The 25,702-nt window shown below is 59.3% G+C and carries 28 protein-coding genes; 9 read left to right on the forward strand and 19 right to left on the reverse strand.

Going from position 1 to position 25,702, the window contains the following annotated elements:
* Positions 1-8 precede the first annotated feature (8 nt).
* From TR61_RS08075 to TR61_RS08085, 3 genes are all read right to left on the reverse strand, one after another.
* Positions 9-227 (reverse strand): GTA head formation protein, RCAP_rcc01685 family, encoded by a 219-nt coding sequence (locus tag TR61_RS08075; RefSeq protein WP_050929424.1) that lies wholly within the window; start codon positions 225-227, stop codon positions 9-11.
* Positions 220-1,392: a phage portal protein gene (locus TR61_RS08080; RefSeq protein WP_050929426.1), complete on the reverse strand. Its 1,173-nt coding sequence runs from the start codon at positions 1,390-1,392 to the stop codon at positions 220-222. The genes TR61_RS08075 and TR61_RS08080 overlap by 8 nt, the downstream gene beginning before the upstream one ends.
* Positions 1,393-1,494: 102 nt before the next feature.
* Positions 1,495-2,778, reverse strand: a complete 1,284-nt coding sequence (locus TR61_RS08085) for a DNA-packaging protein (protein ID WP_050929518.1) — start codon at positions 2,776-2,778, stop codon at positions 1,495-1,497.
* Between TR61_RS08085 and TR61_RS20135 the strand changes: the two genes are divergently transcribed.
* On the forward strand, positions 2,771-3,106 hold the full coding sequence (locus TR61_RS20135) for a hypothetical protein (protein ID WP_172676951.1): 336 nt from the start codon (positions 2,771-2,773) through the stop codon (positions 3,104-3,106). The genes TR61_RS08085 and TR61_RS20135 overlap by 8 nt on opposite strands.
* Positions 3,107-3,328: 222 nt before the next feature.
* On the opposite strand, the gene mltG is transcribed toward TR61_RS20135, so the two are convergent.
* The 7 genes from mltG to fabD all read right to left on the reverse strand — a co-directional run bounded on the left by mltG (position 3,329) and on the right by fabD (position 9,531).
* Complete coding sequence (gene mltG, locus TR61_RS08095) at positions 3,329-4,498, reverse strand: endolytic transglycosylase MltG (RefSeq protein ID WP_050929429.1); 1,170 nt, start codon at positions 4,496-4,498, stop codon at positions 3,329-3,331.
* Complete coding sequence (gene fabF, locus TR61_RS08100) at positions 4,498-5,757, reverse strand: beta-ketoacyl-ACP synthase II (RefSeq protein WP_050929519.1); 1,260 nt, start codon at positions 5,755-5,757, stop codon at positions 4,498-4,500. Before fabF ends, mltG begins: the two co-directional genes overlap by 1 nt.
* A gap of 121 nt (positions 5,758-5,878) precedes the next feature.
* On the reverse strand, positions 5,879-6,622 hold the full coding sequence (locus TR61_RS08105; protein ID WP_050929431.1) for a 1-(5-phosphoribosyl)-5-[(5-phosphoribosylamino)methylideneamino]imidazole-4-carboxamide isomerase: 744 nt from the start codon (positions 6,620-6,622) through the stop codon (positions 5,879-5,881).
* 125 nt (positions 6,623-6,747) lie between these two features.
* A complete protein-coding gene (locus tag TR61_RS08110) occupies positions 6,748-7,281 on the reverse strand; it encodes a GNAT family N-acetyltransferase (protein WP_050929433.1) in 534 nt (177 codons plus the stop codon).
* 131 nt (positions 7,282-7,412) lie between these two features.
* A complete protein-coding gene (locus TR61_RS08115; RefSeq protein ID WP_050929435.1) occupies positions 7,413-7,646 on the reverse strand; it encodes an acyl carrier protein in 234 nt (77 codons plus the stop codon).
* 199 nt (positions 7,647-7,845) lie between these two features.
* Complete coding sequence (fabG, locus tag TR61_RS08120) at positions 7,846-8,583, reverse strand: 3-oxoacyl-ACP reductase FabG (protein WP_050929437.1); 738 nt, start codon at positions 8,581-8,583, stop codon at positions 7,846-7,848.
* Positions 8,584-8,592: 9 nt separating this feature from the next.
* Positions 8,593-9,531, reverse strand: a complete 939-nt coding sequence (gene fabD / locus TR61_RS08125) for an ACP S-malonyltransferase (protein WP_050929439.1) — start codon at positions 9,529-9,531, stop codon at positions 8,593-8,595.
* Positions 9,532-9,690: 159 nt separating this feature from the next.
* Here fabD and TR61_RS08130 point away from each other — a divergent pair, with 159 nt between their 5' ends.
* Positions 9,691-10,893, forward strand: coding sequence for a cytochrome b/b6 domain-containing protein (locus tag TR61_RS08130; protein WP_050929441.1), 1,203 nt, complete (start codon positions 9,691-9,693; stop codon positions 10,891-10,893).
* Positions 10,894-11,056: 163 nt separating this feature from the next.
* Positions 11,057-11,173, forward strand: coding sequence for a glycine zipper family protein (locus tag TR61_RS20140; RefSeq protein ID WP_172676952.1), 117 nt, complete (start codon positions 11,057-11,059; stop codon positions 11,171-11,173).
* Between the two features lie 98 nt (positions 11,174-11,271).
* Here the strand turns inward: TR61_RS20140 and TR61_RS08140 are convergent, their stop codons facing one another.
* Together TR61_RS08140 and TR61_RS08145 are read right to left on the reverse strand one after the other, a co-directional pair.
* Positions 11,272-11,859 carry a YceI family protein gene (locus TR61_RS08140; protein WP_050929446.1) on the reverse strand — a complete coding sequence of 196 codons (588 nt, stop codon included), beginning with the start codon at positions 11,857-11,859 and terminating at the stop codon, positions 11,272-11,274.
* Positions 11,860-11,971: 112 nt separating this feature from the next.
* The gene (locus tag TR61_RS08145) at positions 11,972-12,553 is read right to left on the reverse strand and encodes a hypothetical protein (RefSeq protein ID WP_050929447.1); all 582 of its coding nucleotides are present in this window, start codon (positions 12,551-12,553) and stop codon (positions 11,972-11,974) included.
* Positions 12,554-12,822: 269 nt separating this feature from the next.
* Between TR61_RS08145 and rpsF the strand changes: the two genes are divergently transcribed.
* From rpsF to TR61_RS08170, 5 genes are all read left to right on the forward strand, one after another.
* Complete coding sequence (gene rpsF / locus TR61_RS08150; protein WP_050929449.1) at positions 12,823-13,179, forward strand: 30S ribosomal protein S6; 357 nt, start codon at positions 12,823-12,825, stop codon at positions 13,177-13,179.
* A 25-nt stretch (positions 13,180-13,204) separates the two neighbouring features.
* Positions 13,205-13,432, forward strand: a complete 228-nt coding sequence (rpsR, locus tag TR61_RS08155; protein ID WP_005982441.1) for a 30S ribosomal protein S18 — start codon at positions 13,205-13,207, stop codon at positions 13,430-13,432.
* A 12-nt stretch (positions 13,433-13,444) separates the two neighbouring features.
* Positions 13,445-14,089, forward strand: a complete 645-nt coding sequence (rplI, locus tag TR61_RS08160; RefSeq protein WP_050929451.1) for a 50S ribosomal protein L9 — start codon at positions 13,445-13,447, stop codon at positions 14,087-14,089.
* 130 nt (positions 14,090-14,219) lie between these two features.
* Positions 14,220-14,699, forward strand: coding sequence for a transglycosylase SLT domain-containing protein (locus TR61_RS08165; RefSeq protein WP_157440858.1), 480 nt, complete (start codon positions 14,220-14,222; stop codon positions 14,697-14,699).
* 98 nt (positions 14,700-14,797) lie between these two features.
* Complete coding sequence (locus tag TR61_RS08170) at positions 14,798-15,673, forward strand: 1-acyl-sn-glycerol-3-phosphate acyltransferase (RefSeq protein ID WP_157440859.1); 876 nt, start codon at positions 14,798-14,800, stop codon at positions 15,671-15,673.
* Positions 15,674-15,753: 80 nt separating this feature from the next.
* On the opposite strand, the gene tig is transcribed toward TR61_RS08170, so the two are convergent.
* The 7 genes from tig to TR61_RS08200 form a co-directional block, all read right to left on the reverse strand.
* Complete coding sequence (gene tig, locus TR61_RS08175) at positions 15,754-17,085, reverse strand: trigger factor (RefSeq protein ID WP_050929455.1); 1,332 nt, start codon at positions 17,083-17,085, stop codon at positions 15,754-15,756.
* 239 nt (positions 17,086-17,324) lie between these two features.
* On the reverse strand, positions 17,325-18,002 hold the full coding sequence (locus TR61_RS08180; RefSeq protein WP_050929457.1) for a hypothetical protein: 678 nt from the start codon (positions 18,000-18,002) through the stop codon (positions 17,325-17,327).
* A 243-nt stretch (positions 18,003-18,245) separates the two neighbouring features.
* Positions 18,246-18,611 carry a hypothetical protein gene (locus TR61_RS19895; RefSeq protein ID WP_157440860.1) on the reverse strand — a complete coding sequence of 122 codons (366 nt, stop codon included), beginning with the start codon at positions 18,609-18,611 and terminating at the stop codon, positions 18,246-18,248.
* A 226-nt stretch (positions 18,612-18,837) separates the two neighbouring features.
* Positions 18,838-19,758 (reverse strand): glycoside hydrolase family 26 protein, encoded by a 921-nt coding sequence (locus tag TR61_RS08185; protein WP_050929459.1) that lies wholly within the window; start codon positions 19,756-19,758, stop codon positions 18,838-18,840.
* Between the two features lie 22 nt (positions 19,759-19,780).
* Positions 19,781-21,631: a glycosyltransferase family 2 protein gene (locus TR61_RS08190; RefSeq protein WP_082181885.1), complete on the reverse strand. Its 1,851-nt coding sequence runs from the start codon at positions 21,629-21,631 to the stop codon at positions 19,781-19,783.
* Positions 21,618-22,613 carry a UDP-glucose 4-epimerase GalE gene (galE, locus tag TR61_RS08195; protein WP_050929461.1) on the reverse strand — a complete coding sequence of 332 codons (996 nt, stop codon included), beginning with the start codon at positions 22,611-22,613 and terminating at the stop codon, positions 21,618-21,620. Before galE ends, TR61_RS08190 begins: the two co-directional genes overlap by 14 nt.
* Complete coding sequence (locus TR61_RS08200; RefSeq protein ID WP_050929466.1) at positions 22,613-23,647, reverse strand: UDP-glucuronic acid decarboxylase family protein; 1,035 nt, start codon at positions 23,645-23,647, stop codon at positions 22,613-22,615. Before TR61_RS08200 ends, galE begins: the two co-directional genes overlap by 1 nt.
* Before the next feature lie 611 nt (positions 23,648-24,258).
* On the opposite strand from TR61_RS08200, the gene TR61_RS08205 reads away from it, so the two are divergent.
* Positions 24,259-25,695, forward strand: a complete 1,437-nt coding sequence (locus TR61_RS08205) for a tetratricopeptide repeat protein (RefSeq protein WP_157440861.1) — start codon at positions 24,259-24,261, stop codon at positions 25,693-25,695.
* Positions 25,696-25,702 lie beyond the last annotated feature (7 nt).

A 25,702-nucleotide genomic window follows, 5' to 3' on the forward strand; every position in this document is an offset into this window, starting at 1 on the left:
TCATTGTCTCATTGCACATAGGTGAAAACCGATCGGAAGGTCTCCGCCAGGATCACCGCCAACATCCCATAGACGATCAGCCACAAGCGCCGCTCGATGGTCTCGACCATCTCCTCGACCCGGTCGATCTGGCCTGTCATCATCTTGAACTGAACCTCCGTCACCCTCTCATGCGCCTTCAGCCGCAGCCCCGGCGCACAGATGAAATCGTTCTCGCGCTCACCCATCGGACATCACCGGCAATCCCAGCAGGCTTCGCTTCTCCGCCTGGGTCAGAAAATCCGCCCGGGCGACCCGCGCCCATTGCGCATCCCGCTCCGCCGACAACGCAGGCACCTGGTCCAGATCCGGGCGCAACTCAACGGCCTCACCGCTATGAGTGGCCAGCCAGACCGACAGCGCCGCTGTCACCCGCGTCACCAGAGGCAGCACCGTCAGGCGATAAAACGCGCGATTGGCCTCCTGATAATTGGCATAGGTCGCATCTCCCGGAATCCCCAACAGCATCGGCGGCACCCCAAAGGCCAGCGCGATCTCACGTGCGGCAGCTTCCTTGGTTTTTTGGAACTCCATATCCGACGGCGAAAAGCCCATCGGTTTCCAATCCAGCCCACCATCCAGCAACATCGGACGCCCCGCATTGCGCGCCCCCTGATGATAGCTCTCCATTTCCACCTGCAGCCGGTCGAACTGCTCCTCGCTCAGCTGGCCCTGCCCGTCTACGCCGCGATAGATAATGGCCCCCGAAGGCCGCGCTGCATTGTCCAGCAAGGCCTTCGACCAGCGCGAGGCCGCGTTGTGTACATCCAGCGCCATCGCCGCCGCCTGCATGGGCGACAACCCGTAATGATCGTCCTGCGGGTGGAAGCTGCGAATATGACAGATCGGCGACGGATCACTCACATGGAACCGGTGCTTCTTGCCGCCCACCACATAATCGAACGCCGCAGGCCAGCCATCCGTGCCAGGCACCACATGCATCCGGTCCGACCGCAACACATGCAGCTCAGCCGGAACCAATGCATCCCCATGGACCGCCTCAACATAGGCATTGCCCGACAGCATCAGCTGACCGTAAAGCGCCTCAAGGAAATCCGACCGCCCCTGCGCCGCGTTCGGTTGCGCCAACAGCTCGAGAACCGGATGCTGGTCAAACCGCTGCGTGGCGTCCTGCAGGATCAACGGCAGCGCTGCTGCTGCTTCCGCGATCAGTTTGACCGACCGGAACCCAACCGGATTGCCGGCAAAGCCTGTCTTGGTCAAAGACACCGTGTCCCGCGGGCTCCACGCCACGCGGCCCGAGCTCTGATAGGCCACAACAGGCCCCGTCCGGCTCGCTTTCTGCTCCGGCTGGATCTCCTGCTTATTGCGTCGGAAGACGTCGAACACCATTCTCAAGCTCCTCTTTGGGACATGCCCGTCGTTGATGAGGAAGGTTGTCCCACAGCTTTCCAAAGGTTTCGGAAACCCACCGTACGGTGCCCCTGCAACGGCTCACAACACCCGCACGCGCGGCGCGCCAGACCGCTTTTTCGCGGGCTCGATCATCAGCTCATGCAACGCCCAGACCAGCGCATCGACGCGGTCCGGTGACCCTTTTCCCTGAAACCCCGCAACCGTCATCTGGCCCATCTGATCTTCCAGCGCATGCAGCCCGCGCACGTGATGCACCCGCCCCTGTTCGTAAAGCGCGGCCACCGGCTCCGCCCGCGCCACCTTCCCGCGCGAGGCATGGACCGACTTGAACGGCACCACATCATTGACCTGCCGCACGACTTCCTCCACCAGCAGCCCGCCCTGATTGGTTTCCACCACCAGCCGGTCCGCACCGTACAGATCGAAGGCCGCCACCGCCGTTTCTGCCCAACCGATGGGGCCCACGCCCTGCACGGTCTCATCGGCCAGCACCCAGGCCTCCCAATCGCGCGGCTCGCCCTGCATCCGCACGCCGGCAACCACAATCCCACAGGCATCCGATCCCTGCGCGGCACTCACCGCCGGATCCACGCCCACCACGATCCGGTCCAGCTCAGGCACGTGGTCGACCTGCGCCTGCACCAACATGTCAGTTGACCACAACGCCCCCTCGATATCGGCCAGCAGAACGCCATCCAGCTCCTGCCGCCCCAGCCGTGTGCCCGCATATCGCCTGCGTACCTCCTCCAAAAACGACGCTGCCAGATTGGCCCGGTTCGCCTCGGTCGGCGCATGCGTGACCACAGTCGACGATGCCTCCAAAAGCTGGGTCAAAACCTCCACATTCCGTGGCGTGGTCGTCACGCAAACCCGCGGATCCTCACCCAGCCGCAGCGCGAACTGCAGCATATCCCAGGTGGCCTGCCCCTTGCGCCACTTGGCCAGCTCATCAACCCAGGCCGCATCAAACTGCGGCCCCCGCAGCCCTTCCGGGTCGTGCGCCGAATAGGCCTTCGCCTCCGCCCCGTTCGGCCAGATCAGCTTGGCCTCACCCGCCTTCCACAGCGGCCGTCTGTCAGGCGGTGAACAGGCCATGAGCCCGCTGTCGCCAAAAACCATGACGTCGCGCACCTGATCAAACGTCTCGCCCACAAGCGCCACGCGCTTGGCCCGGCCCGGCGCAAGGGGCATCCCCCCTTCCACCTGCGCGCGCACCCATTCGGCCCCCGCCCGCGTCTTGCCTGCGCCGCGCCCGCCCAGGATCACCCAGGACCGCCAGTCGCCTTCAGGGGGCAATTGATGCTCCATCGCCCAGAATTCGAAAAGGAAAGGGAGGGCACACAGCCCTCCCGCCTTGATCATCGCCAGAAATTCATCCTGTTTCACAACAGGTTCGGAGGCGAGCCAGGCGGCACCCGATCTCAAATCGAGCCGCGTCAAGGTCGACGGCATATCCGCCTCGGGCAATCCCAAGTTCTTTGTTTCTCTGTTCTGCAAGGTTGGCCTCCAATTTCATACAGCTTCTGACCAGACCTTCCGCAGGCGACAGCAGTTTCTGCGCCGCGGAAAAGTCGATATCCTCACCGTCTGCGGCCTGTTCATTCAGGTCGTCGATGACCCTTCGCAGTTTTTTCAAACGCGCCAGGAAAACCTTAAGCAATTCCTCGGTCGCGGCACTTTCCGTGCCTGAAGTAACGAGTGTCATGGATTATTGTCCTCATGCGTGAATGCTTTCCGCACGAGAGAAACGCAAAACGGCCCCGAGGCAGCGCCAGGGGACCGTTTGCAATTCTTCCAGCCTAACACAACCTATACGAGAAACCGCACGCCGAGTCAATATGGAAGACGCAGGTAAGCACCTGCAAAACATTGAAAATTTTCACTAATTTTGGATTACCCGAGCGTTCGCCGCTCAGTTATCCGAATTTGCCCGCTCCGCTTCCAGCCGACGATAGGCCGCAACATTCTGGTTATGCTCGGCCAGAGTTGTCGCGAAATTATGCCCGTCTGCCGGGTCCAAGGACTTCGCCACGAAGAAGATGTAATCGGTGTCGGGCGGGTTTGCCGCCGCCTCCAGACTGGCCTGACCGGGATTGGCAATCGGCGTCGCGGGCAATCCGTCAATTACATAGGTATTCCAAGGGTTTTCGGCACGAAGTTCACTCTGCCTGATGCCACGGCCCAGGGTGCCACGCCCTTCGGTAATGCCATAGATCACCGTCGGATCGGTCTGAAGCCGCATCCCCTGCCGCAAGCGATTCACGAAGACGCTGGCCACCGGCCCCCGCTCTTCCGCATTGCCGGTCTCTTTCTCGATGATCGACGCCAGGATCAGCATTTCTTCGGGGCTTTCCAAAGGCAACCCATCCTGCCGGCTCTGCCAGGCCTGCGTGATCCGCTCTTCCTGCGCCGCCTGCATCCGCGCCAGAACCGCTGCGCGCGCATCGCCCACGCGCACCTCATAACTGTCGGGCGCCAGCATGCCTTCCGCAGGCACCTCGGCCACCTCGCCTTCCAAAACATCCATCGCTTTCAGGCTTTCGGTAACCTGCCAGCTTGTCACACCTTCGGCCAGGGCAATCCGGAATCGCGTGCCGGGCTGCGCCTTCTTTTCAGTGTAAACTTCAGGCGCTGCCTCTTCCGCAGGATTGAACTCCGCGATTTCGACAAAGCGGTTCGACGTCGGGTCCAGCTCCCTCACCTCGGCCAAAACCCGTGTCACACCAATGCGATAGACCACTTCGGTGCCGCAGGTGCTGGCCCCGCCACGGGTGATCTGATCGACAATCGTCTCCATCGACGCGCCCGGTTCCACAAGGAAACTACCTGCCTTCAGTTGCGATGACTTATCGGTGTAATCCGCGCCCATCCGGAAAATCCGCGACGATGTGATCGCGCCTTCCGCCTGCAGGTTTTCACTGACGCGGCTCATGTTCGATCCACGATCAACCTGCAGGCAGATCGCCTCGGTCAAAGGGCCTTCCGCCCGGTACTGCGCCTGACCCCACATGATCAGACCACCCAGCAGAAACAGCGCCACAATCAGCAGCGACAGCCCGTTCGAGGCGACAGCCCGCCACATCAGCGCACCTTCCCGAAGACCACGCTCGCATTGGTGCCGCCAAAGCCGAAGGAATTCGACAAGGCCACGTTGATCTCGCGCTCCCGCTTGGCATTCGGGGCCAGATCAACCGGCGTTTCAACGGCGAGGTTTTCCAGGTTGATCGTCGGCGGGGCCACCTGATCGCGGATCGCCAGGATCGAAAAGATCGCCTCGATCGCACCCGCAGCGCCCAGCAAATGCCCCGTGGCCGATTTCGTCGACGACATGGTCACCTTGCCCGCCGCATCGCCCATCAGGCGTTCGACTGCGGCCAGTTCGATCACATCCGCCATGGTCGAGGTGCCATGCGCGTTGATGTAATCAATGTCCGCAGGCTCCAGCCCCGCGTCGCGCAGCGCCGCGCGCATGGACCGCTCGCCGCCTTCCCCGTCCTCGGACGGCGCGGTGATGTGATAGGCATCGCCCGACAGGCCATAGCCCAGCACCTCGGCATAGATCTTCGCGCCGCGTGCCTTGGCGTGCTCGTATTCCTCCAGCACAACAATGCCCGCACCCTCGCCCATCACGAACCCGTCACGGTCCGCGTCATAGGGGCGGCTGGCCTTCTCAGGCTCATGGCCACGCTTGGTCGACAGCGCCTTACAGGCATTGAACCCGGCAATCCCGATCTTGCAGATCGCGGCCTCAGCCCCGCCGGCCACCATCACATCGGCATCGCCATATTTGATCATACGCGCCGCGTCCCCGATGGCATGCGCCCCGGTGGAACAGGCCGTCACAACCGAATGGTTCGGACCTTTGAAGCCGTATTTGATGCTCACCTGACCGGAAATCAGGTTGATCAGCGCACCCGGCACAAAGAACGGGCTCACGCGGCGGACGCCCTTTTCTTCCATCAGTATGGTGGTATTCGCGATCGAGTTCAGACCCCCAATCCCAGAACCGATCAGAACACCCGTCCGCTCAAGGCTTTCACGGTCCTCCGGCATCCAGCCCGAATCCTCGACCGCCTGCTGAGCCGCCGCCACGCCGAACATGATGAAGGTGTCGACCTTGCGCTGCTCCTTGGGCTCCATATAGGCGTCGGCATTGAACGTCCCGTCCGACCCGTCCCCGCGCGGCACTTCGCAGGCATAGGTGGTGGCCAAGCCTTCAGGATCAAAGCCCGTAATGGTTCCCGCACCCGATTGGCCATCCAGAATCCGCGACCACGATGCTTCCACACCATCGGCCAGCGGCGTCACCAGACCCAGCCCCGTCACCACAACTCTGCGCATGGAATGCCCTTTCGCCTCTTGCATTTCTTGCCTGCGTCATACCCCGACCGGGCAACCGGGGGCAAGAGCGCTCAGCCCCTGGGCAGTCGCCCGCCCAGAGCAGCACAAGGCCAGCAAGCTGTTATTGAAAATCCGCGATGGGCTCAGGGCGCGGCTGCGCAACGGCCAGCGCCTCGGCCAAGTCCAGGTCGCGGCTGAACAGCGCCCGCCCCACCAAGACACCCGAAATGTTGGGGATGTATTTCGCCCGCGCAATGTCATCGACGGTGTTGATCACCCCGCGCACCATCACAGGCACCCGCACCTGCGCCGCAAGACCTGATACCATGCCAAGCTGGGCTTCGACCTCTTCCATGTCACTGTCGATATCGGTGATGATCACCCCGGCCAGCGGCGTATCGCTGAAAGCGGCGATAAAGTCTTCGGGGGTAAAGGCGGTGGCCGCGCGCCAGCCTTCGCTCATGACCTTGCCTTGCCAGACATCCACCGCCAGAACGATCTGGTCGGGGAAGCTGCGGGCCAGCTCCTTCACCAGATCGGGGTTCTGCGTGGCAAGCGTACCGATCACGATGCGCCCCGCGCCCTTGTCAATCCAGCGCACCACCGACTCGCGCGTGCGGAACCCTCCACCAAGCTGTACCGGAATACCGGCCGTGCGGATGATATCCTCCAACAGCGTGTTGTTCGCATTTCCCCCGACGACACCGTCGAAATCGGTAACATGCATCCACTGCGCGCCCGCTTCGCGGAACTTGCGCGCGGTTTCGATCGGGTCAACATGCCAGATCACCGGCTCGTTCAGACGGCCGCGCTTCAACGACACACAACGGCCTTGCTGCAATTCGATCGTGGGATAGACAATCATGGCGAGCCCTTTCCTCCGGTCACCTGCGCCCAACGCGCAAGCGACACGCTAACACAGGACAGCCACCCGACCGCTCACCAGTTTCGACATTCACAGCCTCAATTGCGGCACCGGCAACGCTTTGCCTAACCTTGAGGCGGACCCGCCCGCTTCATGAGAACCACAGGCACATCGTCATAGCGTGTCCTGCGGATCTCGCGATATCCAAGCGCATCCGCCAGGTTCAGCGAGCGTTCATTGGCCTCGGTAATCACCGCGACCAGGGGCCCGTGCACAACCCGGTCGAACCAGTCATGGGCCGCCTGCGTCGCATCGCGCGCCAATCCCTGGCCCTGCGCCGCGCGCGCCAGTACCCAGCCGGCTTCGGGATAACTGTCGAAATCCTCGCCCAGATTGCGGTTGCGAAAGAAAAAACCCGTCTGCCCCACCATATGGCGGGATCGCGCCTCCCAGATCGCCCATTGGCCAAATCCCGTCATCTGCCAATGCCCGGCATTGCGCAAAAACACTTCCCAGCTTTCCGCGCGGCTGCGCGGGCCGGTGATTTCGGCGGTCACTTCGGGATCGGCCCAGATCTGGGCGAAACGATCGAAATCTTCGGGGCGCATCGGGCGCAGGCTGACCCGCGCGGTGTTGATAATGGGAATCGTACGACTCATCGGGGGCGGGACCTGCTGCTCGGGATGTTTTTTTCCCAAACTGCGCCCGCTTCGCACCTTCGTGCAAGCCCAAAAGAAAACGGCGCCGCCCTGTTCGGGCAGCGCCGCAAAATCTTGTCGAAAACGCGGGCTTACGACGCGTCCGAGATGAACTTGACCGCATCACCGAAGGTTTGGATGGTTTCGGCTGCGTCGTCCGGGATCTCGATGCCGAACTCTTCTTCGAACGCCATAACCAGTTCAACGGTGTCAAGGCTGTCTGCGCCCAGGTCGTCGATAAAGGACGCGTTTTCCGTCACTTTGTCTTCTTCAACACCCAGGTGCTCTACAACGATCTTTTTCACGCGGTCTGCGACGTCGCTCATATCTGTTCCTCACGTCTTCCGGGCCGTTGGCCCAAATTATGCCCTTGCCCACTTGGGGTGGCGTGGTTGGTGCCCGTTGCCGGGCGGCTCATCCCCAGTCGGGGCTGCGGATGGACAGGTCCCCCGCTGAAATGTGCGCCGCCTATAGCACAGACGGCGTCAATGGCAAACGCTTTCACGTCATGTCGCGCTCGCCGCGTCACAACATGGCCATGCCGCCATTCACGTGCAAGGTCGTCCCAGTGACATAAGCGGCCTCGGGCGCGCTAAGGTACAGAACTGCCGCAGCAATTTCCTCTGGCGTGCCCATCCGCCCCGAAGGGATCTGCGTCAGGATCGCCGATTTCTGATCATCGGTCAGCTTGTCGGTCATGGCTGTCTCGATAAAGCCCGGAGCGACCGCATTTACCGTGATTCCCCGGCTGGCCACCTCATAGGCCAGCGATTTCGACATGCCGACCATACCGGCCTTGGCCGCCGCATAGTTGCCCTGCCCCGGATTGCCGGTTGCGCCCACCACGGAAGAGATATTCACGATCCGGCCCCAGCGCGCCTTCATCATGCCGCGCAGCACGCCTTTGCACAGCTTGAACGTGGCCGTCAGGTTCACGTCCAGCACGCTTTGCCATTCTTCGTCCGACATGCGCATGAACAGGTTGTCGCGCGTGATCCCGGCATTGTTGACCAGAATATCCACGCTGCCCATCGCCTCGGCCGCCTGTTTCGGCAGTGCGTCCACCGCCTCGGCATCGCTGAGGTTGCAGGGCAGCACATGCGCCCGTTCGCCCAGTTCGGCGGCCAGAGCTTCCAGCGGCTCAACCCTGGTGCCGGACAGACCCACAGTGGCGCCCGCTGCGTGAAGCGAGCGTGCGATCGCGGCCCCGATGCCGCCCGACGCGCCAGTGACCAGCGCGTTTTTTCCTGTCAGATCAAACATATCCGTCCCCTATTTTATGCTTTCTGCGGCTGCCTGCACATCGGCGGGCGTTGCGATATTCTGTGTGGCAATCTCACGGTCGATGCGCCGGACCATGCCGCTCAGCGCTTTGCCTGCGCCGATCTCCCAGATCTCGGTGACGCCTTGGGCGCCCATCTCGATCACGCTTTCACGCCAGCGCACGGCGCCGGTGATCTGTTCGACCAGCAGGCTACGAATGCGATCAGGATCGCTTTCCGGCGCGGCCAGCACATTGGCGATCACCGGAACGGCCGGCGCGTTGATCTGCACGGTGCTTAAGGCTTCGGCCATAACTTCGGCGGCCGGAGCCATCAGGGCGCAATGGAAAGGAGCGCTGACGGGAAGCAGGACCGCGCGTTTGGCGCCCTTCGCCTTGGCGATTTCAATGGCGCGTTCGACGGCCTCCTTGTGGCCCGACACGACGACTTGCGCCGGATCGTTGTCATTGGCGGCCTGACACACCTGATCGCCTGCCGCTTCTTCGGCAACAGCGCGTACCGCATCCAGATCCAGCCCCAGCAAAGCGGCCATCGCACCCACACCGACAGGCACGGCCTCTTGCATGGCCTGCCCACGGGCGCGCAGCAAACGCGCCGCGTCCGAGACGCTCAGCGCTCCCGCCGCCGCAAGCGCGGAGTATTCGCCCAGCGAATGCCCCGCCACGAAACTGGCAGCGTCGATGCCCACGCCTTCCGCCTCCAGCGCGCGCATCGCGGCCATGGAGGTCGCCATCAGCACGGGTTGCGCATTCTGGGTCAGCGTCAGCGTCTCGATATCGCCGTCCCAGATCAGCCCGCTCAGGCTTTCGCCCAGTGCGTCGTCGACCTCTTCGAACACCGCGCGTGCCGCCGGATAGGCGTCGGCCAGTTCCTTGCCCATCCCGATCGTCTGCGCGCCCTGCCCTGGGAACACAAAAGCTCTGCTCATCTCAATCCTCCCGAGTGTTTCCCAGTGGCATAGCTTTTGCCGGCTCAAAGGGCAACGCCCGGCGCGGCTGTGCACTGCTGCGCTTTGTCTGTGCAGCCATTGCGTTTGCGCTGGCGCATGCGCGTCTTACACTCTGCCCATCAAGAAACGGAGCGCGCGATGAGCCTGGCCAACACGAAAACCCATTACGGTGGTATCACCAAGACCTTCCACTGGCTGACGGCCCTTCTGATTCTGACAGCGATTCCGCTGGGCTGGTATGCCAACCAGCTGCCTTATGACACCTCGGATCAGCTGGCGCAGAAGGCCTTCGTGTTCTCCATGCACAAGACCATCGGCATTGCCGCCTTCGTTGTAGCACTGCTGCGCATTCTGTGGGCGCTGACACAGCCCAAACCCTATCTGCTCAACGCCGAAAAACCGGCCGAGGCGCGCCTGGCCGAAACCGTGCACTGGTTGCTTTACGGGTCTCTCCTGTTGGTCCCTCTCACCGGGTGGATCCACCATGCCTCAAGCTCGGGCTTTGCGCCGATCTGGTGGCCCTTCGGCCAGGACCTGCCCTTCGTCCCAAAGGACGAAGCGCTGTCATCGCTGTTTGCGGGGCTGCATATCGTCACCAAATGGGTGCTGATCGGAGCCATCGGCTTTCACATCGCAGGCGCACTGAAACACCATGTGATCGACCGCGACGCCACGCTGCGGCGCATGCTGCCCGGCCGTCCCGATATCCCCCCGCTTGCGCCCGCCGATCACGCGGCATCGCCCTTCATCGCCGCGCTGGGCATCTGGGCCGCCGCAATTGGCCTGGGCGCCGCAACCGGCAGCTATGACGGCCACGAAGAGGGTCTGCCCCAAGCCGCCGCATTGGAGGAGGTCGACACGGACTGGGCCGTGCAAGACGGCACGCTTTCTATTGCCGTCACGCAGCTGGGCAGCACGGTCGAGGGCAGCTTTGCCGACTGGACCGCCGCGATTTCCTTTGAACCGCGCGACACCCCCGGCCCGGCCGGATCGGTAGAGGTGACAGTCTCCATCGGGTCTCTCACGCTGGGCTCGGTCACCAGTCAGGCTCTGGGCGCGGAATTCTTCGCCGCCGACACCTTTCCCACAGCCACCCTGAACGGAGAGATCCTGCGCACCGACACCGGCTATGTCGTCGAAGGCCCTTTGACGATCCGCGATCAATCGGTGCCGATCACCATGCCCTTCACGGTCGAGATTGCCGATGGTGTCGCCACAGCATCGGGCGGCCTTGCCGTCAATCGTTTGGATTTCGGGGTCGGCACGGCCTATCCCGACGAAAGCTCAGTCGGGTTTGGTGTCGACGTCACGTTCCAACTGACGGCCAGCCGACAGCAATAAAGCCCGCGGTAATTGATACAAGTCAATGGCACCGTTGTTTCGACAGCCCAAACTGCTTGTATCGAGAGCAATGATTTGGAAAACCGAAATGCGTAAATTGATCAGCCTGACTGTCTTGATCTCGGGCCTTGGCCTGTCTGCTTGTTCTGGGAACGACTCGAAAATGGAACGTGCCGTGGTGGGGGCCGTGATCGGCTGCGCTGCGGGCGAAGTACTGGTGGATGGGCGCTGCGTAGAAGGCGCGCTTGTTGGTGCAGGCGTCGGCGTTCTGACCGACTAATACCCGCGTCCTGACCCGGTCACACAAAAAAAAACCGCCGCCCCATTTCGGGACGGCGGTTATATGTTTGTGCCGAAAGCTGCCGGCGGCATAGCGACTTAGTTGTCGGTGGCCTGCCAGGCTTCCAGCGAAATGGTCACTTGCACCTCGTCACCGACTGCCGGCGCGAAGGCGCCCAGGCCGAAATCCGACCGCATCAGCGTCGTGGTCGCATTCAGACCCAACGTGTCCACGCCCTGTTTCGGCCCAAAGGGATACGCGCCACGCTGGTTCAGCGTGGTTTCCAGAACAACGGATTTGGTCACGTCGTTCATGGTCAGATCGCCGGTGATCAGCGCAGTGTTGTCGCCCGTCACTTCAATCCCGGTCGAGGTGAAAGAGACCATGTCCCCCTCTTCCGCGCCAAAGAAATCGCCGGACATGAAATGCGCCTCGCGCGCTTCCCAGCCCGTGAACATGCTCATCACCGGCATGGACACGCTCACGCTGGAATTTGCGGGGTTTTCCTCGTCAAACATGATCTCGCCTCCAAAGCCCGAGAACATGCCGGTCGTGGTGGAAAAGCCCAGGTGATTATAGCTGAAAACAACCTGAGTATGGCTGGGGTCGAGTTCGTATTTGACCGCGTCGGCGGCAGCGGCGGTCGCACCAGCGGCGATAGCAGCGGCGAGGAAAAGATGTTTCATGGTGGAAGGCTCCGTGGTTGGACAAACGATTAAACCTAATGTGGGCCAGCCTGCCGTTTGGGCAACTGGCGAAAACTCACAATGTCTGTGGGATTCTGAACAGTGGCAGAATTCAGCGCACCAGACTGCCCAGCTGCTGACGCAGCGCGTGGCGTGCTTCCTGATCAGCCAGCGGAATATTAAGCAGAACGCTGCCATCCACATCCCAGATCTCAAGCTGACGGGCGCGGATCTTGGCTGCGCCCAGCGTGTCATAGCTGCGACGCAAGACGGTCTGCGGCCGCCCGCGGTCGTTTTTCTGCAGGATGCGCATCTCGCGGCGGATCGGGTCGAAATACACTTCGGGCTGCGCATAGACCTTGTTGCGCAGGATCAGCGCCATGCCGCAAAACGCAAAAAAGATAGACGCGCCCAGTTTGTAAAGCATCAACGCCGGATCGAGGTTCGAGCCGGGCAACAACCAAAGGCCGGGCGCGCACAGGATCAGCGCCGCGCCGGTAAAGCGCATGAACGCATGGACCAGCAAGCGGTTGCCTTCAAATCCCAGCTTGACCGGAACGTGATCGTCGAACCGCATCACAGGCGACGCGACAGGGAACAGGCTTTCCCGCATTGCGGCCGAGAAAACGCCCGAGCGTTTTTGAGCCGCATCATCCTCGGACGCGGTCACGCCGCCGATTTGCGCGATGGTCATGGTTGCAAGTCCCGTTCTATCCCAGTGCGAATTTTTTCGTCGCGTTGACACTCGCCAGCGTTGTCGACGATCACGGCAGCATTGTGGCAGCGGCGGGGAATTGCGCGGGCACAGCCCGTTGGGGCCTGCCAGGGCTTGCGCGAAGGGCCAAAGAGTGTATACGGGCGGCTCTTCCGCAGAATTTCGAACCGCGCAGTCTCTCGTGGTGGGGCAGCGGAAGATCAAACGCCCTGCCTTTGAAATGCGCCTTGATAGAAACAGGAGTACGCATGCCACTCTATGAGCATGTCTTTATTGCGCGTCAGGACCTGTCCAACACGCAAGCCGAAGGCCTTATTGAACATTTTGGTGCCGTTCTGTCCGACAATGGCGGGAAGCTGGTCGAACATGAATACTGGGGCGTCAAGACGATGGCCTACAAGATCAACAAGAACCGCAAAGGCCACTATGCCTTTCTGAAGACCGATGCCCCCGCGCCGGCCGTTCAGGAGATGGAGCGCCTGATGCGCCTGCACGACGACGTTATGCGCGTTCTGACCATCAAGGTTGACGAACACGAAGAAGGCCCGTCGGTGCAAATGCAAAAACGTGACGATCGTGGCGACCGCCGCGAGCGCCGCTCGTAATCGCATCAGGAAAGGACGCTAAACCATGGCTGCAAAACCATTTTTCCGCCGTCGCAAAGTCTGCCCTTTCTCGGGCGATAACGCGCCGAAGATCGACTACAAGGACACGCGCCTGCTGCAACGCTACATCTCGGAGCGCGGCAAGATCGTTCCTTCGCGCATCACCGCCGTTTCGGCCAAGAAGCAACGCGAACTGGCCCGCGCAATCAAACGCGCGCGCTTCCTGGCGCTGCTGCCCTACGCCGTGAAATAAGGAGAGAGACTGATGCAAGTTATCCTTCTTGAACGTGTGGCCAAGCTGGGCCAGATGGGCGACGTCGTCGACGTGAAGCCCGGCTATGCACGCAACTACCTCCTGCCCCAGGGCAAAGCGCTGTCGGCATCGGAAGCAAATATCGCAAGCTTTGAAACCCAGAAAGCGCAGCTGGAAGCGCGCAACCTGGAAACGCGCAAGGAAGCCGAAGCGCTGGGCAACCGTCTGGACGGGCAGCAATTCGTCGTGATTCGCCAGGCATCGGATGGCGGCAACCTTTACGGTTCGGTCACCCCCCGTGACGCGGCCGACGCCGCAACCGAGGCGGGCTTCACCGTGGATCGCAAGCAGGTCATCATCCCCCAGCCGATCAAGGAACTGGGTCTGCACGCTGTATCGGTCACCCTGCACCCCGAAGTTGAGGTCGAAATGATCCTCAATGTGGCGCGTTCGCCGGAAGAGGCGGATCTGCAGGCTTCGGGCAAAACCATCCAGGAGCTGGCCGCCGAGGAAGAGGCCGAGGCCGAATTCGAGATTGCCGAGCTCTTTGACGATATCGGCGCAGCGGAGCTGGATGAGCTGGAAGACGAAGTGGCCCCGGCCGCCGAGGAAAACACCCCGGCCGAGGACGCTGAAGAGGAAGAGCCCAAGGCATAAGCCAAAAGGCAGTCTTTTTTCTGAATTAGGGCCGCACCCATCCCGGTGCGGCCCTTTTCATTTGGCGGTGTTTCGCTTGCGGCTGGAACGCCCCCTTGCACGGTCTGACGAAGCGGCTTTTAGTACCCACATGACCGCCTTGTCCCGACGCCTTTTCATCGCCCTGTCTGCACCCTCTCTCATGGCCTGCGGGCGACCCGACGCGCCGCCGACGGCCGCGCGCGCAGTTCTTGAGCCGCCGCTATACCCCAATGAAACGCCCGAACTGCGCGCCAAGATCAACAAATGGGCCGATCACTATGAGGTGCCCCGCACATTGGTGCAGCGCGTGGTGATACGCGAAAGCACCCATCGGCCCTGGGCGCGCAACGGGCCATATATGGGTCTCATGCAGATCCATCCCAGAACTGCGCGGGGCATGGGCTTTACCGGCCCGAATGAGGCGCTGCTGGACGCAGATACCAACCTGAAATACGCGGTAAAATACCTGCGGGGCGCATGGCTTGTTTCCGATGGGGACGAAGCAACCGCCGTGGGCTGGTACGCGCGCGGATATTATTACGAAGCCAAACGGCGCGGCCTTTTGGAAGAAACCGGCCTGAAAACCTGACAACCTTGCCAATTTGACCACAGGTAAGGAATTCCCGACCCGATCCGGCGGGGTTTTCATGCTAGTGTTACAAATGATTAACTACCGGTGGGGACCGTGTGACACGCTTGATTAATGAAAAGCCGATGAACCCCGTTCTGCGCGCGCGCCTTGGCATGGCCAAGAATGCACATCTGCGGCTGAGCGCCCTTCGCGCTGCGTTGCACACAATGGACACGATCAGCCGCACCGCCACCGGCCGCCCCTTCTTCGGCCTGCGCGAGAGCGAGGCCCTGATGGCCGAGATCGACGGGCTGACCGGCCCCGATCTGGTCGCAGCCCTTTTGGACAAGCGCGGCAAGACCCAGCTGGTCACCCGTGGCCAGGAACACGTCCCCGCCACAGGCCCCGCAATCATCGCCGCCACCCACCCCACCGGCATGTTCGATTACATCGCCCATGCGGGCGCGCTGCTGGAAAAGCGACGTGATCTGAAAGTGGTCGCCACGGCCGAAGCCAAACAATTTCTGAAAGATGACACCGTCGTGCCAGTCGAGGTCGACAAATCCTATCGGTCTACTTCCAGCCGGGCCACTGTGCAGGCCATGGAGGCGCATCTGCACAATGGCGGCGCGCTTTTGGTCTTCGGATCGGGCCGTGTGTCCCACAAAGCCGCAGGCCAGCTGGTGGAGCCTGATTGGCGCGGCGGTGCAAGCCTTGTGTCACAGAATTGCAATGCCCCGCTGATCCCTGCGGCGCTGAACGCGCGCAATACGGATTATTACTATCGCCTGCGCGGATTGGCGCAAAAGCTCAGCTGGGATGAGCATGTGGGCGCCCTGTTCGGATCTGTACGCCATCTTGCGGAATTTCTGGAAAAACTGGGCGGGCGGTATGAGCTGTCTTACGGTCACGCCATGGCGCCGGGCACAGCGCCCGAGGTTCTGAAATCTGCCGCCGAAGGGCTGGTGCCGGGCTTGTACCGTCAGGCCTGACCCCGTCACACCCCCCCTGACTGGCATGAAAAAGGCCGCCCCGACAAGGGCGGCCTCAAAGCGTTGCAGATTGCGCGGGCTTACTGGTCGTCCAGCGACTCAACCGCTTTTTGCAGATCGTCTTTCGACACCTCTTTGTCGGTCACTTTCGCCAGCTCGGTGATGTAATCAATCACCTTGTCTTCGAAGATCGGCGCGCGCAGCTGCTGTTGCATCTGAGCATTTTGTTGAACGAATTCAAAGAATTGACGCTCCTGACCGGGGTACTGACGCGCCTGGTTCATGATGGCTTGCGTCATCTCGGCATCCGACACTTCAACCTCGGCTTTCTGGCCCAGTTCGGCCAGCAGCAGGCCCAGACGCACGCGGCGTTCGGCCAGTTTCGTGTGCTCATCCGTGGGTTCGATCTTGTCGTGATCGTGGCCCTCCACGTCGGGGTTTTCCTCGTGCCACAGCTGGTGCGCGATCTGATCGGCCTCGGCCTGCACAAGGGTCGGCGGCAGGTCGAACGACACCAGTTTGTCCAGCTCATCCAGAATGCCGCGCTTCATCACGGCGCGCGAGGCACCGACGTATTCCGCTTCCAGACGTTCCGCGATCTGCGACTTCAGCGCGGCCAGATCTTCGGCGCCGAATTTCTTGGCCAGATCGTCGTTGATCTCGGCTGCGACGGGTTCCTTGACCTCTTTGATTGTGCAATCGAACACGGCTTCCTTGCCGGCCAGATGTTCTGCACCGTACTCTTCCGGGAAAGTCACAGTGACAGCCTTTTCTTCACCGGCTTTCACGCCAACCAGCTGATCTTCGAAGCCGGGGATGAAGCTGTTGGAGCCCAGAACCAGCGGATAATCCTCGGCCGAGCCGCCCTCGAACTCTTCGCCATCGACCTTGCCCACGAAGTCCATGACGACCTGATCGCCGTCCTTGGCTTTGGAGCCTTTCTTCCGTGCTTTGAAATCCTGCGCGGTTTCGGCCAAGTTGCCCAGGGCCTCGTCCACGGCCGCGTCATCGGCTTTGACAACCAACCGCTCGGCCTTGATCTTGCTCAGGTCCACCTCGGGGATTTCAGGCAGCGCCTCGTAGGACATTTCGACATTGATGTCGTCGCCTTCTTTCCAGTCCTCATTGGTCATCTTGACCTCGGGCTGCATGGCAGGGCGATCGCCGCTGTCTTCGAAATGCTTTTGCATCGCGCCGTCGATGGATTCCTGCATCGCCTCACCCAGAAGACGCTGACCGAACTGCTTTTTCAGCAGGGGCATGGGAACCTTGCCTTTGCGGAAGCCCTTCATCTCGATCTCGGGCTGCGCTTCGGCCAGCTTTTCGTTCACTTTCTCGTCCAGCTCGGCCGCGGTCACAGTGATCGCATAGCCGCGCTTCAGTCCATCGTTCAGGGTCTCGGTGACCTGCATGTGGTATTCCCCATAGGTTCAAAGCCGCCCCAAGGCGGCACAGCGTCAAAATCTGCGTCCTTCTATTGAGACGTGCGCAAAGGTACAAGAGGTTCCGGCCCAGAATATCGGGCTGCGTGGCAGTCTTTGTGCTGCAAATGCGGCTTTTCGCGTATCGGTCTGTCCCGACATGCCTTATCAGGCAGGCGATCCCAAAGGTGGCCTACCCGGAAAGCCCCTATCGTACAGGGAACAGGTGGTTAGTTCGACACGCAGGCGCAGTCGCGCTCGGCCGCCGGTAAGGTTGTTGCCAGCCGGAAAAAGCGGAACGCACCCATGCGATAGGATTCGACGACATTCCGGTCGACCCGACCGTCGCGATAGCGGGTTTCGACCGGCGTGCTAACGATTTCGACCGGCGTCTTGTAGGGCTGGCCGTTGTTCAGCCAGCTTGCCGTGAAGACCATATCCGTTCCATCCAGTTCCCACGTTCCCTCATAGGGGCGGTTGGTGAAGATGTAACCGAACGTGCCGTCCTTGCGGATTGACAGGTATCCTTCCGCATCGATCAGAAAATCACCGGTTTCATCCGGAGCGATGATTTCCGCCCAAAGCACCACATAGCTGGGTTCATTTGGGCAAAGCTCATAGCGCGGGATCGGCTCTTTCGTGTCGAAGACCCATTTTTCCTCAAAGGCCAGATCCATGATTTCGAGACGATCTGTGATGACCCGCGCCTCTTCCTGGTCGTAAAGTCGCGTTTCAATGTAGTCGTCCTCTTCAGGGTCATCCTCGAAGTCGCGATCGTTGGTCTTCGCGAGAAGCGAGGTACAGAAATTGACATCCACCGGTGCGAACGACTGGTTTTGTGCCGTAGCCGCAGCCGCGCTGAAGCTTAAGAAGGCACTGGCGAAGTAGGTAAGAAAAATCAGTTTCAAAAGAACATCCTTATTAACTTTTACCCTATTTTTTAGGACATTAGCAGATCCACCTGAGCAAACCCATCAAATGCGGCGCGTGTCGGCATGAGAAGATGATTTTTTCAATTTACCCAGACGCACCGCCCGAACACCTGAATGGAAACACTGCTAACACCGATCGCGCCAAGCAAGGGGTTTTTATAAAAAAAAGACGCCCTCCGGCGCGGCGAAGAGACCGAACAGTCACGAAATTGCGTTGTTTCAGTTTCTTCGGCAGGTCGACCTGCGCCCAAAACCTGCAGGGCTGCAAATGTAGCTACCGCTGCCCAATACCCGATAGGACACCCGCTTTGGTCGTTCACGCAGACTGCCGGACAGCAAATTCAATCCTTTGTTTTTTTTCTCAGCCTTGACCGAGCTGCCAAATTCGAGCCGAATTTGATGTCTGTCCATCACCGACTGCGACACCTCCGGAGAGGTCATGTACTTCTTGGAATACCAAAACCCATCGCGACCTCCTTCAGCGGCAGAAGCGGCGGTGGTTGTGACAAATACACAGACCAAAGCTACCGAAGCGGCTTTCATTACTCCCAGAAAACCTGAAATGTGCCCATTGATGAACTTCATGTGGCACCTTTCTTGCTATTAACTGCCATCTTCACCCAGACCGAGTTGCCCACGCCACCTAAATTTACTTCAAAAAAGTGTCTTTTTTCCTAACACCGCACGTCAAAACTTTGTCCATTTCAAGTTTAGCCCAGATGTCACATAATGCAAAGCGCAGAAGCTGATTTTGGCCCCTGTGCCCTTGTTTCATTGAGTTTCGGCAAGATACCGCTGAATCAAACTGTTGTCAGTTTTGCGGCAAAATGTTCTGTTCAAAGCGCCAATCAGGCAAACCGAACCCGCCAGGCCAAGGATAGACCTCTTTCTGATTGAAATAGACAACCGCGCGCAGTTCGTCGAATCCATCCAAATCCTGGCGTACGTCATTTTCCCATCTCGCGACATATTCGGGGCTTCCCGAGTAACCAAGTTCAGCAACCACAATCGGCTTGTTGAACTGCAAGACCCGTTCATAGCGCGGCGTCAGAATATCACGAAAAGTTTGCGGGCCGCCCAAAAAGGCACGTTCATAGGGTTCGAACCCGAAGACCGACAAACCAACGACATCGACATAATCATCGCCGGGGTAATATTCTTCCAGCCCCTCGTCACCAAGCGGCGACCACATGTACTGAATATCGTTGGACACTTCACGGCAGATATCAATCGCACGCTTGTAGGCCCGGATATAAAGATCGGGATCCCAATCTGTCCAGATGAACTGACCGTCGCCAAACTCCATCTCGTGACCCCAGCGCACCGTCACGGGGCTGCTGAACTGGGACAACTGATCGCAGATCGCACGCATGTTGATGTCATAATCACCACGCAGAATACCACGTTGAAGCGCTTCGGGACTTTGCCGTTCGCCCCGCGTCCATGTCCAGGGCTCGACCGTCACCAGGATGGCCCTGCCCCGTTCCGAAGCGTACGAGTCAGCCAGGCTGAGCGATTGCAGGAAAACATCTTCCCAAGGAAGAAACAGATGCTCGATCTGAACATCCGGTTCGTCCTCGAAATAACCATCCGGATCATAGACGCCGAAAGGGAAGTCTCCGGGTGGTGATGCGAGGGTTGGCAAAGACATTGCCATCACGAGAGCAAGCGCGGATGCACTTGATTTCAGCCAAAGGCTGCCACTTTCACGGTCTTGAGCTTCATCAAACATGACGCTACCTCCTCATTACGCCTCAGTTTTCTACGGTCATGCGCCATCCTGGGTCGAATACAGGCTGCACGTTACCCGTACCCATTCCAGCTCCCGATACTGCGAATTCAATACGAACGATCTGCAGGGGCTCCAAACCTAAACTCAGGGCATGCAGGCTGATCAAAGACCGCTCGGCAAATGCGACGGAGAACAATCCGACCAAACCCAGAACACATAATAGCTGCAAGTGAACCAGCCTGGGACGCAATCCCAGTTTAATATGATTATCGACAATGTGATGATAAACCGCAACAGCCAGGACAGACATATAGATCACCGCACTTAGCAGTGAGAGCAGATAAAATCCGTTAGCAAACTCAAGATCTTCGATGAGAAGGGTTGGTAAAATTGCCCCCAAGCTTAGCAGCAAATACGGTAAAAACACCGGAAACGGTAGCTCTGCGACTGTGTTTTCCCCTTTGGGCGTCACGCGAAAATCAACAAAGCTCCCCGTGAGCAGGTCGCGAGTTGCCATCATGCACCCCCACAGGACCCAGGGCCACTGGATTGCGAAGAAAAGAATTTTTTCCCAGCCAAGCACTTTGGCGTCATAGGGCCTCAGAAAGCCGTCTTTGCGAAAGGCGAATAGCACGGCAATGCAGATCAGAACGCTTGGAAAATTGTGCAGCACGAACGCACCGAACGTGACATCTGCATAACGGAAATCCCCGATCAGGGCGACGATCGGCAGCAGGTAAAGCAGCAACATTGTCAGCGCAATCATCGGGTAGAGAAACTGGCAGAACAGGAACTGCCATTTCAGCTTTGCAGGCAATGAAGGCAGATAGTCGGGCGTATATTTTCCCAGCAGCGTGACAAGGCTGCGCGACCATTGAAACTCCTGAATACACAGATCCGCAAAGGTCGCCGGACCGTCTCCGGTCGCAATTGCATCAATGGCATGCACACCGCGCCAATGACCCGCGGCCATCAACATTGTTGTCGAATGGTCTTCGGCCAGCTCAGGGCCAAGGCCGCCAACCTCTTTCAAAGCCTTGGTGCGCACTGCATAATGCGACCCGATACACATCGGGGTCAGGCCATTGGCATATCCGCACTGGAAAATACCGTGAAACGCGGCTTCATTATAAAGACGCGTCCGGGCTGCCCAGCTTTCCTTTTCATTGTTTGAACAGATGCTGGGACCGCTGACATACCCGACTTTCGGATCGCGGAATCCCCGCATGATTTCCGTCAGATAGCTGGGTTTGGGAACGTGATCCGCATCCAGCTGTGAGACGAAATCGTAATTTTCATACCCATAGGTGTCATAGAAGAAGGCTAGGTTGCCTTCCTTGCAGCGTGTCCGCCGGGGCCATTCGGACCTGTGATAATCGTCGCGCCCCTTGCGGGTTGAAATGCGCACACCGTGGGCTTCACACCAGGCGATGGTCTCGGCGCTGGGATCTTCGTCGGCAAGCCAAGTGTCGTGCGGGTAATCCTGCGCCAGCATTGCCTCAAGTGTGCGCCGGACGATCGAAAAGGGTTCCGATGGTGTTTTCGTCGTGATCATCGCGACACGCACCGTATTTGGATCAGGTGGCGGGCCATTCGGAACGATCGCCCGCCGATGGATCACGAAGAAAAAGCCAAACAGGAAATAGGTCCAAAACAGCGCGAATGAGGCCACAATGTAAGCAGGCCCCGGCAACATGCTTGATGGCCTCAGCCACCATGTCCAGAAAAACAGCGCCGCAGCGATCCAGGCCAGAACGAACAGGTTGTATTTCAACGCAAGCCAGCTAGTCAAAAGCCGCCGGGTATAAGGCACCTCCGGCCGGTCCGCGTCGATAGACGTGGTGTGGGGTGCATATGCCTCAGGCGACTGCATCAACCGCCTGTAAACCAAAACTGGGCCCCGCATCGCGCAGGATCTGCGCAAGATCGCTATGCGTGGCCTTGAACCCAAGCTCCTGCGCGGCACGGCGCGTATCGGCAACCAGCGTCGGTGGATCGCCAGCGCGGCGCGCGGCTGCATTCCAGGGCAGGTCCTTGCCAAAGACCGCTTTGATGGCGGCGGCAATCTCGAGAATGGAATGCCCCTGCCCTGTCCCCACATTGAACGCGGCCGAAGACTTGCCCGCCTGAAGATGACGCAGGGCCGCCACATGCGCCGCAGCCAGGTCAGAGACATGAATATAGTCGCGAATGCATGTGCCGTCCGGCGTGGGATAATCCGTCCCGAACACCTGCAGCGGTGGCCGGGTGCCAGCAGCGGCCATCAGCGCCAGCGGTATCAGATGGGTTTCGGGGTCATGGCGTTCGCTCAGCTCGCCGGAAGGGTCGGCCCCTGCGGCGTTAAAATACCTCAAGGCGACAGATCGGATACCATGGGCGATTTCGAAATCAGACAGCATACCCTCACAGATCAGCTTGGTGCGCCCATACGGATTGATCGGACACTGTGGCGTGTCTTCCGATATAGGCAGAGTTTCCGGGATGCCATAGGTCGCGCAGGACGACGAAAAGACAACTTTTGACACACCCGACCGCGCGCAGGCGGCCAGAAGAGACGTCATGCCGGTGACGTTGTTGTCATAGTAAAGCCCGGGATTTGCGACCGACTCACCGACATAGGCTGCTGCCGCGAAATGCACGACCGCCACTGGTTGTTCGCGTTCAAAGAGGCCCACAAGACCTTCGGTGTCACGCACATCCAGCTTCTCGAACAGCCCCCATTTGACCGCATCGGCGTGCCCCGTGCGCAGGTTGTCGACCGTGATCGGCTGATACCCAGTTTCGCGCAACAGTTTACAGGTGTGGCTGCCGATAAATCCGGCGCCCCCTGTGACGACAACCGGCTGCGCCGACATTACTGAGCCCTCGAACTGAGCACCCTGTTGGCCCGCAATTCGGCAGCGAAATAGGGGATTGTTTTTTGCAACCCTTCGGACAAAGACACTTTGGGCTTCCAGCCCAAGACCCGCTCGGCCAGCCTGATATCGGGGCAGCGTTGCTTGGGGTCGTCAACCGGCAGAGGCTCATGCACCAGTTTGGAGTTTGAGGGCACCAGATCCTGCAGAATATGCGCCAGTTCATTGATAGTGAATTCACCCGGATTGCCGACATTCACCGGATAAAAGACATCATCGGGTGCCTGAACAAGTGCCATCAGACCATCCAGCAAATCATCGACATAGCAGAAGGAACGCGTTTGCGATCCATCGCCGTAAACGGTGATATCCGTCCCCTTCAGCGATTGGCAGATGAAGTTCGACACGACTCGACCGTCCTCGGGGTCCATGCGCGGACCATATGTGTTGAAGATGCGCGCAATCCGGATCCGGACGCCATAGCGTTCGTGATAATCGTGAAACAGCGTTTCCGCCGCGCGCTTGCCTTCGTCATAACATGAGCGCGGGCCAAAACTGTTGGTATTGCCCCAGTAGTCTTCGGATTGCGGCGACACTTCAGGATCACCATAAACCTCCGAGGTCGAGGCCTGAAGGACAACCGCGTTTTTCTCAAGCGCCAGCTTCAACGCGTTCTCGGCGCCAAAAATGCTGACCTTCAGCGTTTTTATGGGGTCGGCCTGATATTTGGGCGGAGATGCCGGGCACGCCATGTTGTAAATAAGATCCACCGGCCCCTGCACGCTGTAGGGTTCAATCACATCATGTTTGCGGAACGCGAATTTCGGGTGGTCGATCAGATGCGTAATGTTCTCCATCCGGCCCGTCGAAAGATCGTCAAGGCAAAGCACCTTATCGCCCCGTTCGATATGCCGGTCACACAGTTGAGACCCGATAAAACCAGCGCCGCCTGTTATGACGACAGTTCGCAACGAATTGATATTTACAACACTCACGCTCTGAGGCCGAGCAGACTGATTACTCACGCGAGTCATTCGCAGACATCCCTTACCAACTCCCTGACTGACTTCCCCGCTGGGTTTCAACCGTCCAGGTAATAATGTCCTGGGTTCGATCAGATTTTTTCAAGCGATCAGTCAAGCAGATTTTATACTCAATTCACTGACTTCAAGTGGAGCAGCTTAGACACAGCTGCGTCAAGCTAGTGCCCAAAAACCGACGCAAATTCTCTTTTGGGTTGTGCTGTACGCGAGTAAACTATGTCTTAAAACAGCCTTTGGGTGAATTTTTAAGCGGACCGGCATACAGACATGAACACAATGATGCCTTATAACGCTTTGAACACCGCCTGCTTTGCTGCACTGGTGTCTGACATGGTCGCCATGTCGGAATTAGGATCTGCCGAGTTGAAGACCAACACTTGTCGCAACTGGCAGCATGGGACAGACTACTGATCCGTCGCTCAACTCGTTTATCTGCAAACTCTCAAAGACGTGGAAAAGATAGGTATTGGGGCGACCAACAAGGGCTATTGTCGCGGCGCGGCACGCTAAAATTCTGCCCAAAGCACCGAATACGTTGACTAATTCACGGTGTTCACCCACGCTTGAGCTTATTGTTGATACCATTGTCAGGTATGTGTCAGATGCGTATTTTTCCTCGTTCCAAGTTAACAGCTCTCGTTTTGTCGGTTCTGGTCACGCTGGGCACGCCGTTTGTGTCCCACGCGACCGAGATCGCCTCATTCGATGACGTCGCCAAGGCCGGAGACCGCGACGCGCTGCGCACGCACAGCGAGCGGATTCTGGTCACACGTGGCAGCTCTTCGGCGGAGAAGACCAAGGCGGCTGAATATCTCAATGTCATCGCAAATGCGGGTGACAGCGAGGCTCAGGCCATTTTGGGAAAGATCCTGATTGACGGGGTTTTCCTGCCCCGCTTTGTCGACCGGGGGCTGGCCCTGCTGGAAAGCGGCGTCGCGGCCGGAAACAACCAGGCACGGATCACCCTGGCGCAGTCCCATATGTGGGGTTGGCAGGTTCCAAAGGACATCGCGCGCGCTCGGTCGCTTCTGGATGAAGCGGTTGCCGATGGTTCGCTGGAGGCGCAGACGATTCTGGGCGAAGAGCTGATCCAGGGCACTGTTTTCGACCGCGACATCCCGGCGGGACGCGCGCTTTTGCAAGATGCGGTGGACAAAGGTTACCCGGATGCGAAGGTCACACTGGGTCAGATGCTGCTTTACGGTGATTGGCTGAAAAAAGATGTAAAGACCGCCCGCGCCCTGTTTGAAAGCGCCGCGGAGGACGGGCAAACCGCCGGGGTCGAGGAATATGGCAGCTATCTGATGTGGACCGAAAGGAACACCTCCAAGGGTGTTGCGCTGCTAAAAGATGCCGGCGAGAAGGGAAGCGGATCGGCGTGGACCACGTTGGCCGAGGGGGCGATGTATGGCTATCTGGGCCACCGGCAGCGCCGTAGCTTTGTCGAATATGCCGAAAAAGCCGCGCAAACAGGCGATGCGGACCGCATCGCCATTCTTGAAGCGGAGCGCCGGATCTGGGGAATCAGCATGCGCGCAAGCGGCCCCGAGGCGATCGCGGTGCTGGAAAAAGCCGCGGAAGACGGCAACCGAGAAGCGTTGGAGTACCTCATTCAATTGGTCCGCAATGGTAACCGCTACAACATCCGCAAACGCCCGGAACAGGCGCGCGGATATGTTGAGCGTTTTCAATCACTTCTTACCCCGGATCAGGTCGCGCATTACAACTTTTCAATCGACGTGGCCAAAACGAAACAGCTCGCCAATTATGCAAGACTGGCAGAGGAACTTTCTGACAAGCGCCAGACAATGACGCTGAGTGAGGCAAAGGATCTTTACGCCGCCAATCCGAATTTCGTTCTCTATGTGCTGCAACGCGATATGAAACGGCGCTCGGCCTATTCCGGCAAACTGGACGGTCTTGCCACGCGCAAGACGATCAACGCGCTTTGGCGGGAATGCCAAAAACTTCCCGATGACCGCGATTGCGGAGACGATGTGCTGGCGCCTGACAAGATCGCTGCATTGCTGCTGCGTTGAAGGGCCG

It is taken from the genome of Aestuariivita boseongensis, from assembly GCF_001262635.1.
GTDB classification, from domain to species: Bacteria; Pseudomonadota; Alphaproteobacteria; order Rhodobacterales; family Rhodobacteraceae; genus Aestuariivita; species Aestuariivita boseongensis.

Coding starts and splice junctions, on each gene's coding strand:
- TR61_RS08115 (WP_050929435.1), bottom strand. CDS start 7,646: ATGAGCGACGTCGCAGACCGCGTGAAAAAGATCGTTGTAGAGCACCTG.
- mltG (WP_050929429.1), bottom strand. CDS start 4,498: ATGTGGCGGGCTGTCGCCTCGAACGGGCTGTCGCTGCTGATTGTGGCG.
- TR61_RS08190 (WP_082181885.1), bottom strand. CDS start 21,631: ATGCAGTCGCCTGAGGCATATGCACCCCACACCACGTCTATCGACGCG.
- TR61_RS08110 (WP_050929433.1), bottom strand. CDS start 7,281: ATGAGTCGTACGATTCCCATTATCAACACCGCGCGGGTCAGCCTGCGC.
- TR61_RS08200 (WP_050929466.1), bottom strand. CDS start 23,647: ATGACTCGCGTGAGTAATCAGTCTGCTCGGCCTCAGAGCGTGAGTGTT.
- TR61_RS08080 (WP_050929426.1), bottom strand. CDS start 1,392: ATGGTGTTCGACGTCTTCCGACGCAATAAGCAGGAGATCCAGCCGGAG.
- TR61_RS08085 (WP_050929518.1), bottom strand. CDS start 2,778: ATGATCAAGGCGGGAGGGCTGTGTGCCCTCCCTTTCCTTTTCGAATTC.
- TR61_RS19895 (WP_157440860.1), bottom strand. CDS start 18,611: ATGAAGTTCATCAATGGGCACATTTCAGGTTTTCTGGGAGTAATGAAA.
- TR61_RS08205 (WP_157440861.1), top strand. CDS start 24,259: ATGCGTATTTTTCCTCGTTCCAAGTTAACAGCTCTCGTTTTGTCGGTT.
- rpsF (WP_050929449.1), top strand. CDS start 12,823: ATGCCACTCTATGAGCATGTCTTTATTGCGCGTCAGGACCTGTCCAAC.
- TR61_RS08075 (WP_050929424.1), bottom strand. CDS start 227: ATGGGTGAGCGCGAGAACGATTTCATCTGTGCGCCGGGGCTGCGGCTG.
- TR61_RS08130 (WP_050929441.1), top strand. CDS start 9,691: ATGAGCCTGGCCAACACGAAAACCCATTACGGTGGTATCACCAAGACC.
- TR61_RS08145 (WP_050929447.1), bottom strand. CDS start 12,553: ATGACCATCGCGCAAATCGGCGGCGTGACCGCGTCCGAGGATGATGCG.
- TR61_RS08140 (WP_050929446.1), bottom strand. CDS start 11,859: ATGAAACATCTTTTCCTCGCCGCTGCTATCGCCGCTGGTGCGACCGCC.
- rplI (WP_050929451.1), top strand. CDS start 13,445: ATGCAAGTTATCCTTCTTGAACGTGTGGCCAAGCTGGGCCAGATGGGC.
- TR61_RS08165 (WP_157440858.1), top strand. CDS start 14,220: ATGACCGCCTTGTCCCGACGCCTTTTCATCGCCCTGTCTGCACCCTCT.
- fabD (WP_050929439.1), bottom strand. CDS start 9,531: ATGAGCAGAGCTTTTGTGTTCCCAGGGCAGGGCGCGCAGACGATCGGG.
- fabF (WP_050929519.1), bottom strand. CDS start 5,757: ATGCGCAGAGTTGTGGTGACGGGGCTGGGTCTGGTGACGCCGCTGGCC.
- tig (WP_050929455.1), bottom strand. CDS start 17,085: ATGCAGGTCACCGAGACCCTGAACGATGGACTGAAGCGCGGCTATGCG.
- TR61_RS08105 (WP_050929431.1), bottom strand. CDS start 6,622: ATGATTGTCTATCCCACGATCGAATTGCAGCAAGGCCGTTGTGTGTCG.
- fabG (WP_050929437.1), bottom strand. CDS start 8,583: ATGTTTGATCTGACAGGAAAAAACGCGCTGGTCACTGGCGCGTCGGGC.
- rpsR (WP_005982441.1), top strand. CDS start 13,205: ATGGCTGCAAAACCATTTTTCCGCCGTCGCAAAGTCTGCCCTTTCTCG.
- TR61_RS20140 (WP_172676952.1), top strand. CDS start 11,057: ATGGAACGTGCCGTGGTGGGGGCCGTGATCGGCTGCGCTGCGGGCGAA.
- TR61_RS08185 (WP_050929459.1), bottom strand. CDS start 19,758: ATGTTTGATGAAGCTCAAGACCGTGAAAGTGGCAGCCTTTGGCTGAAA.
- galE (WP_050929461.1), bottom strand. CDS start 22,613: ATGTCGGCGCAGCCGGTTGTCGTCACAGGGGGCGCCGGATTTATCGGC.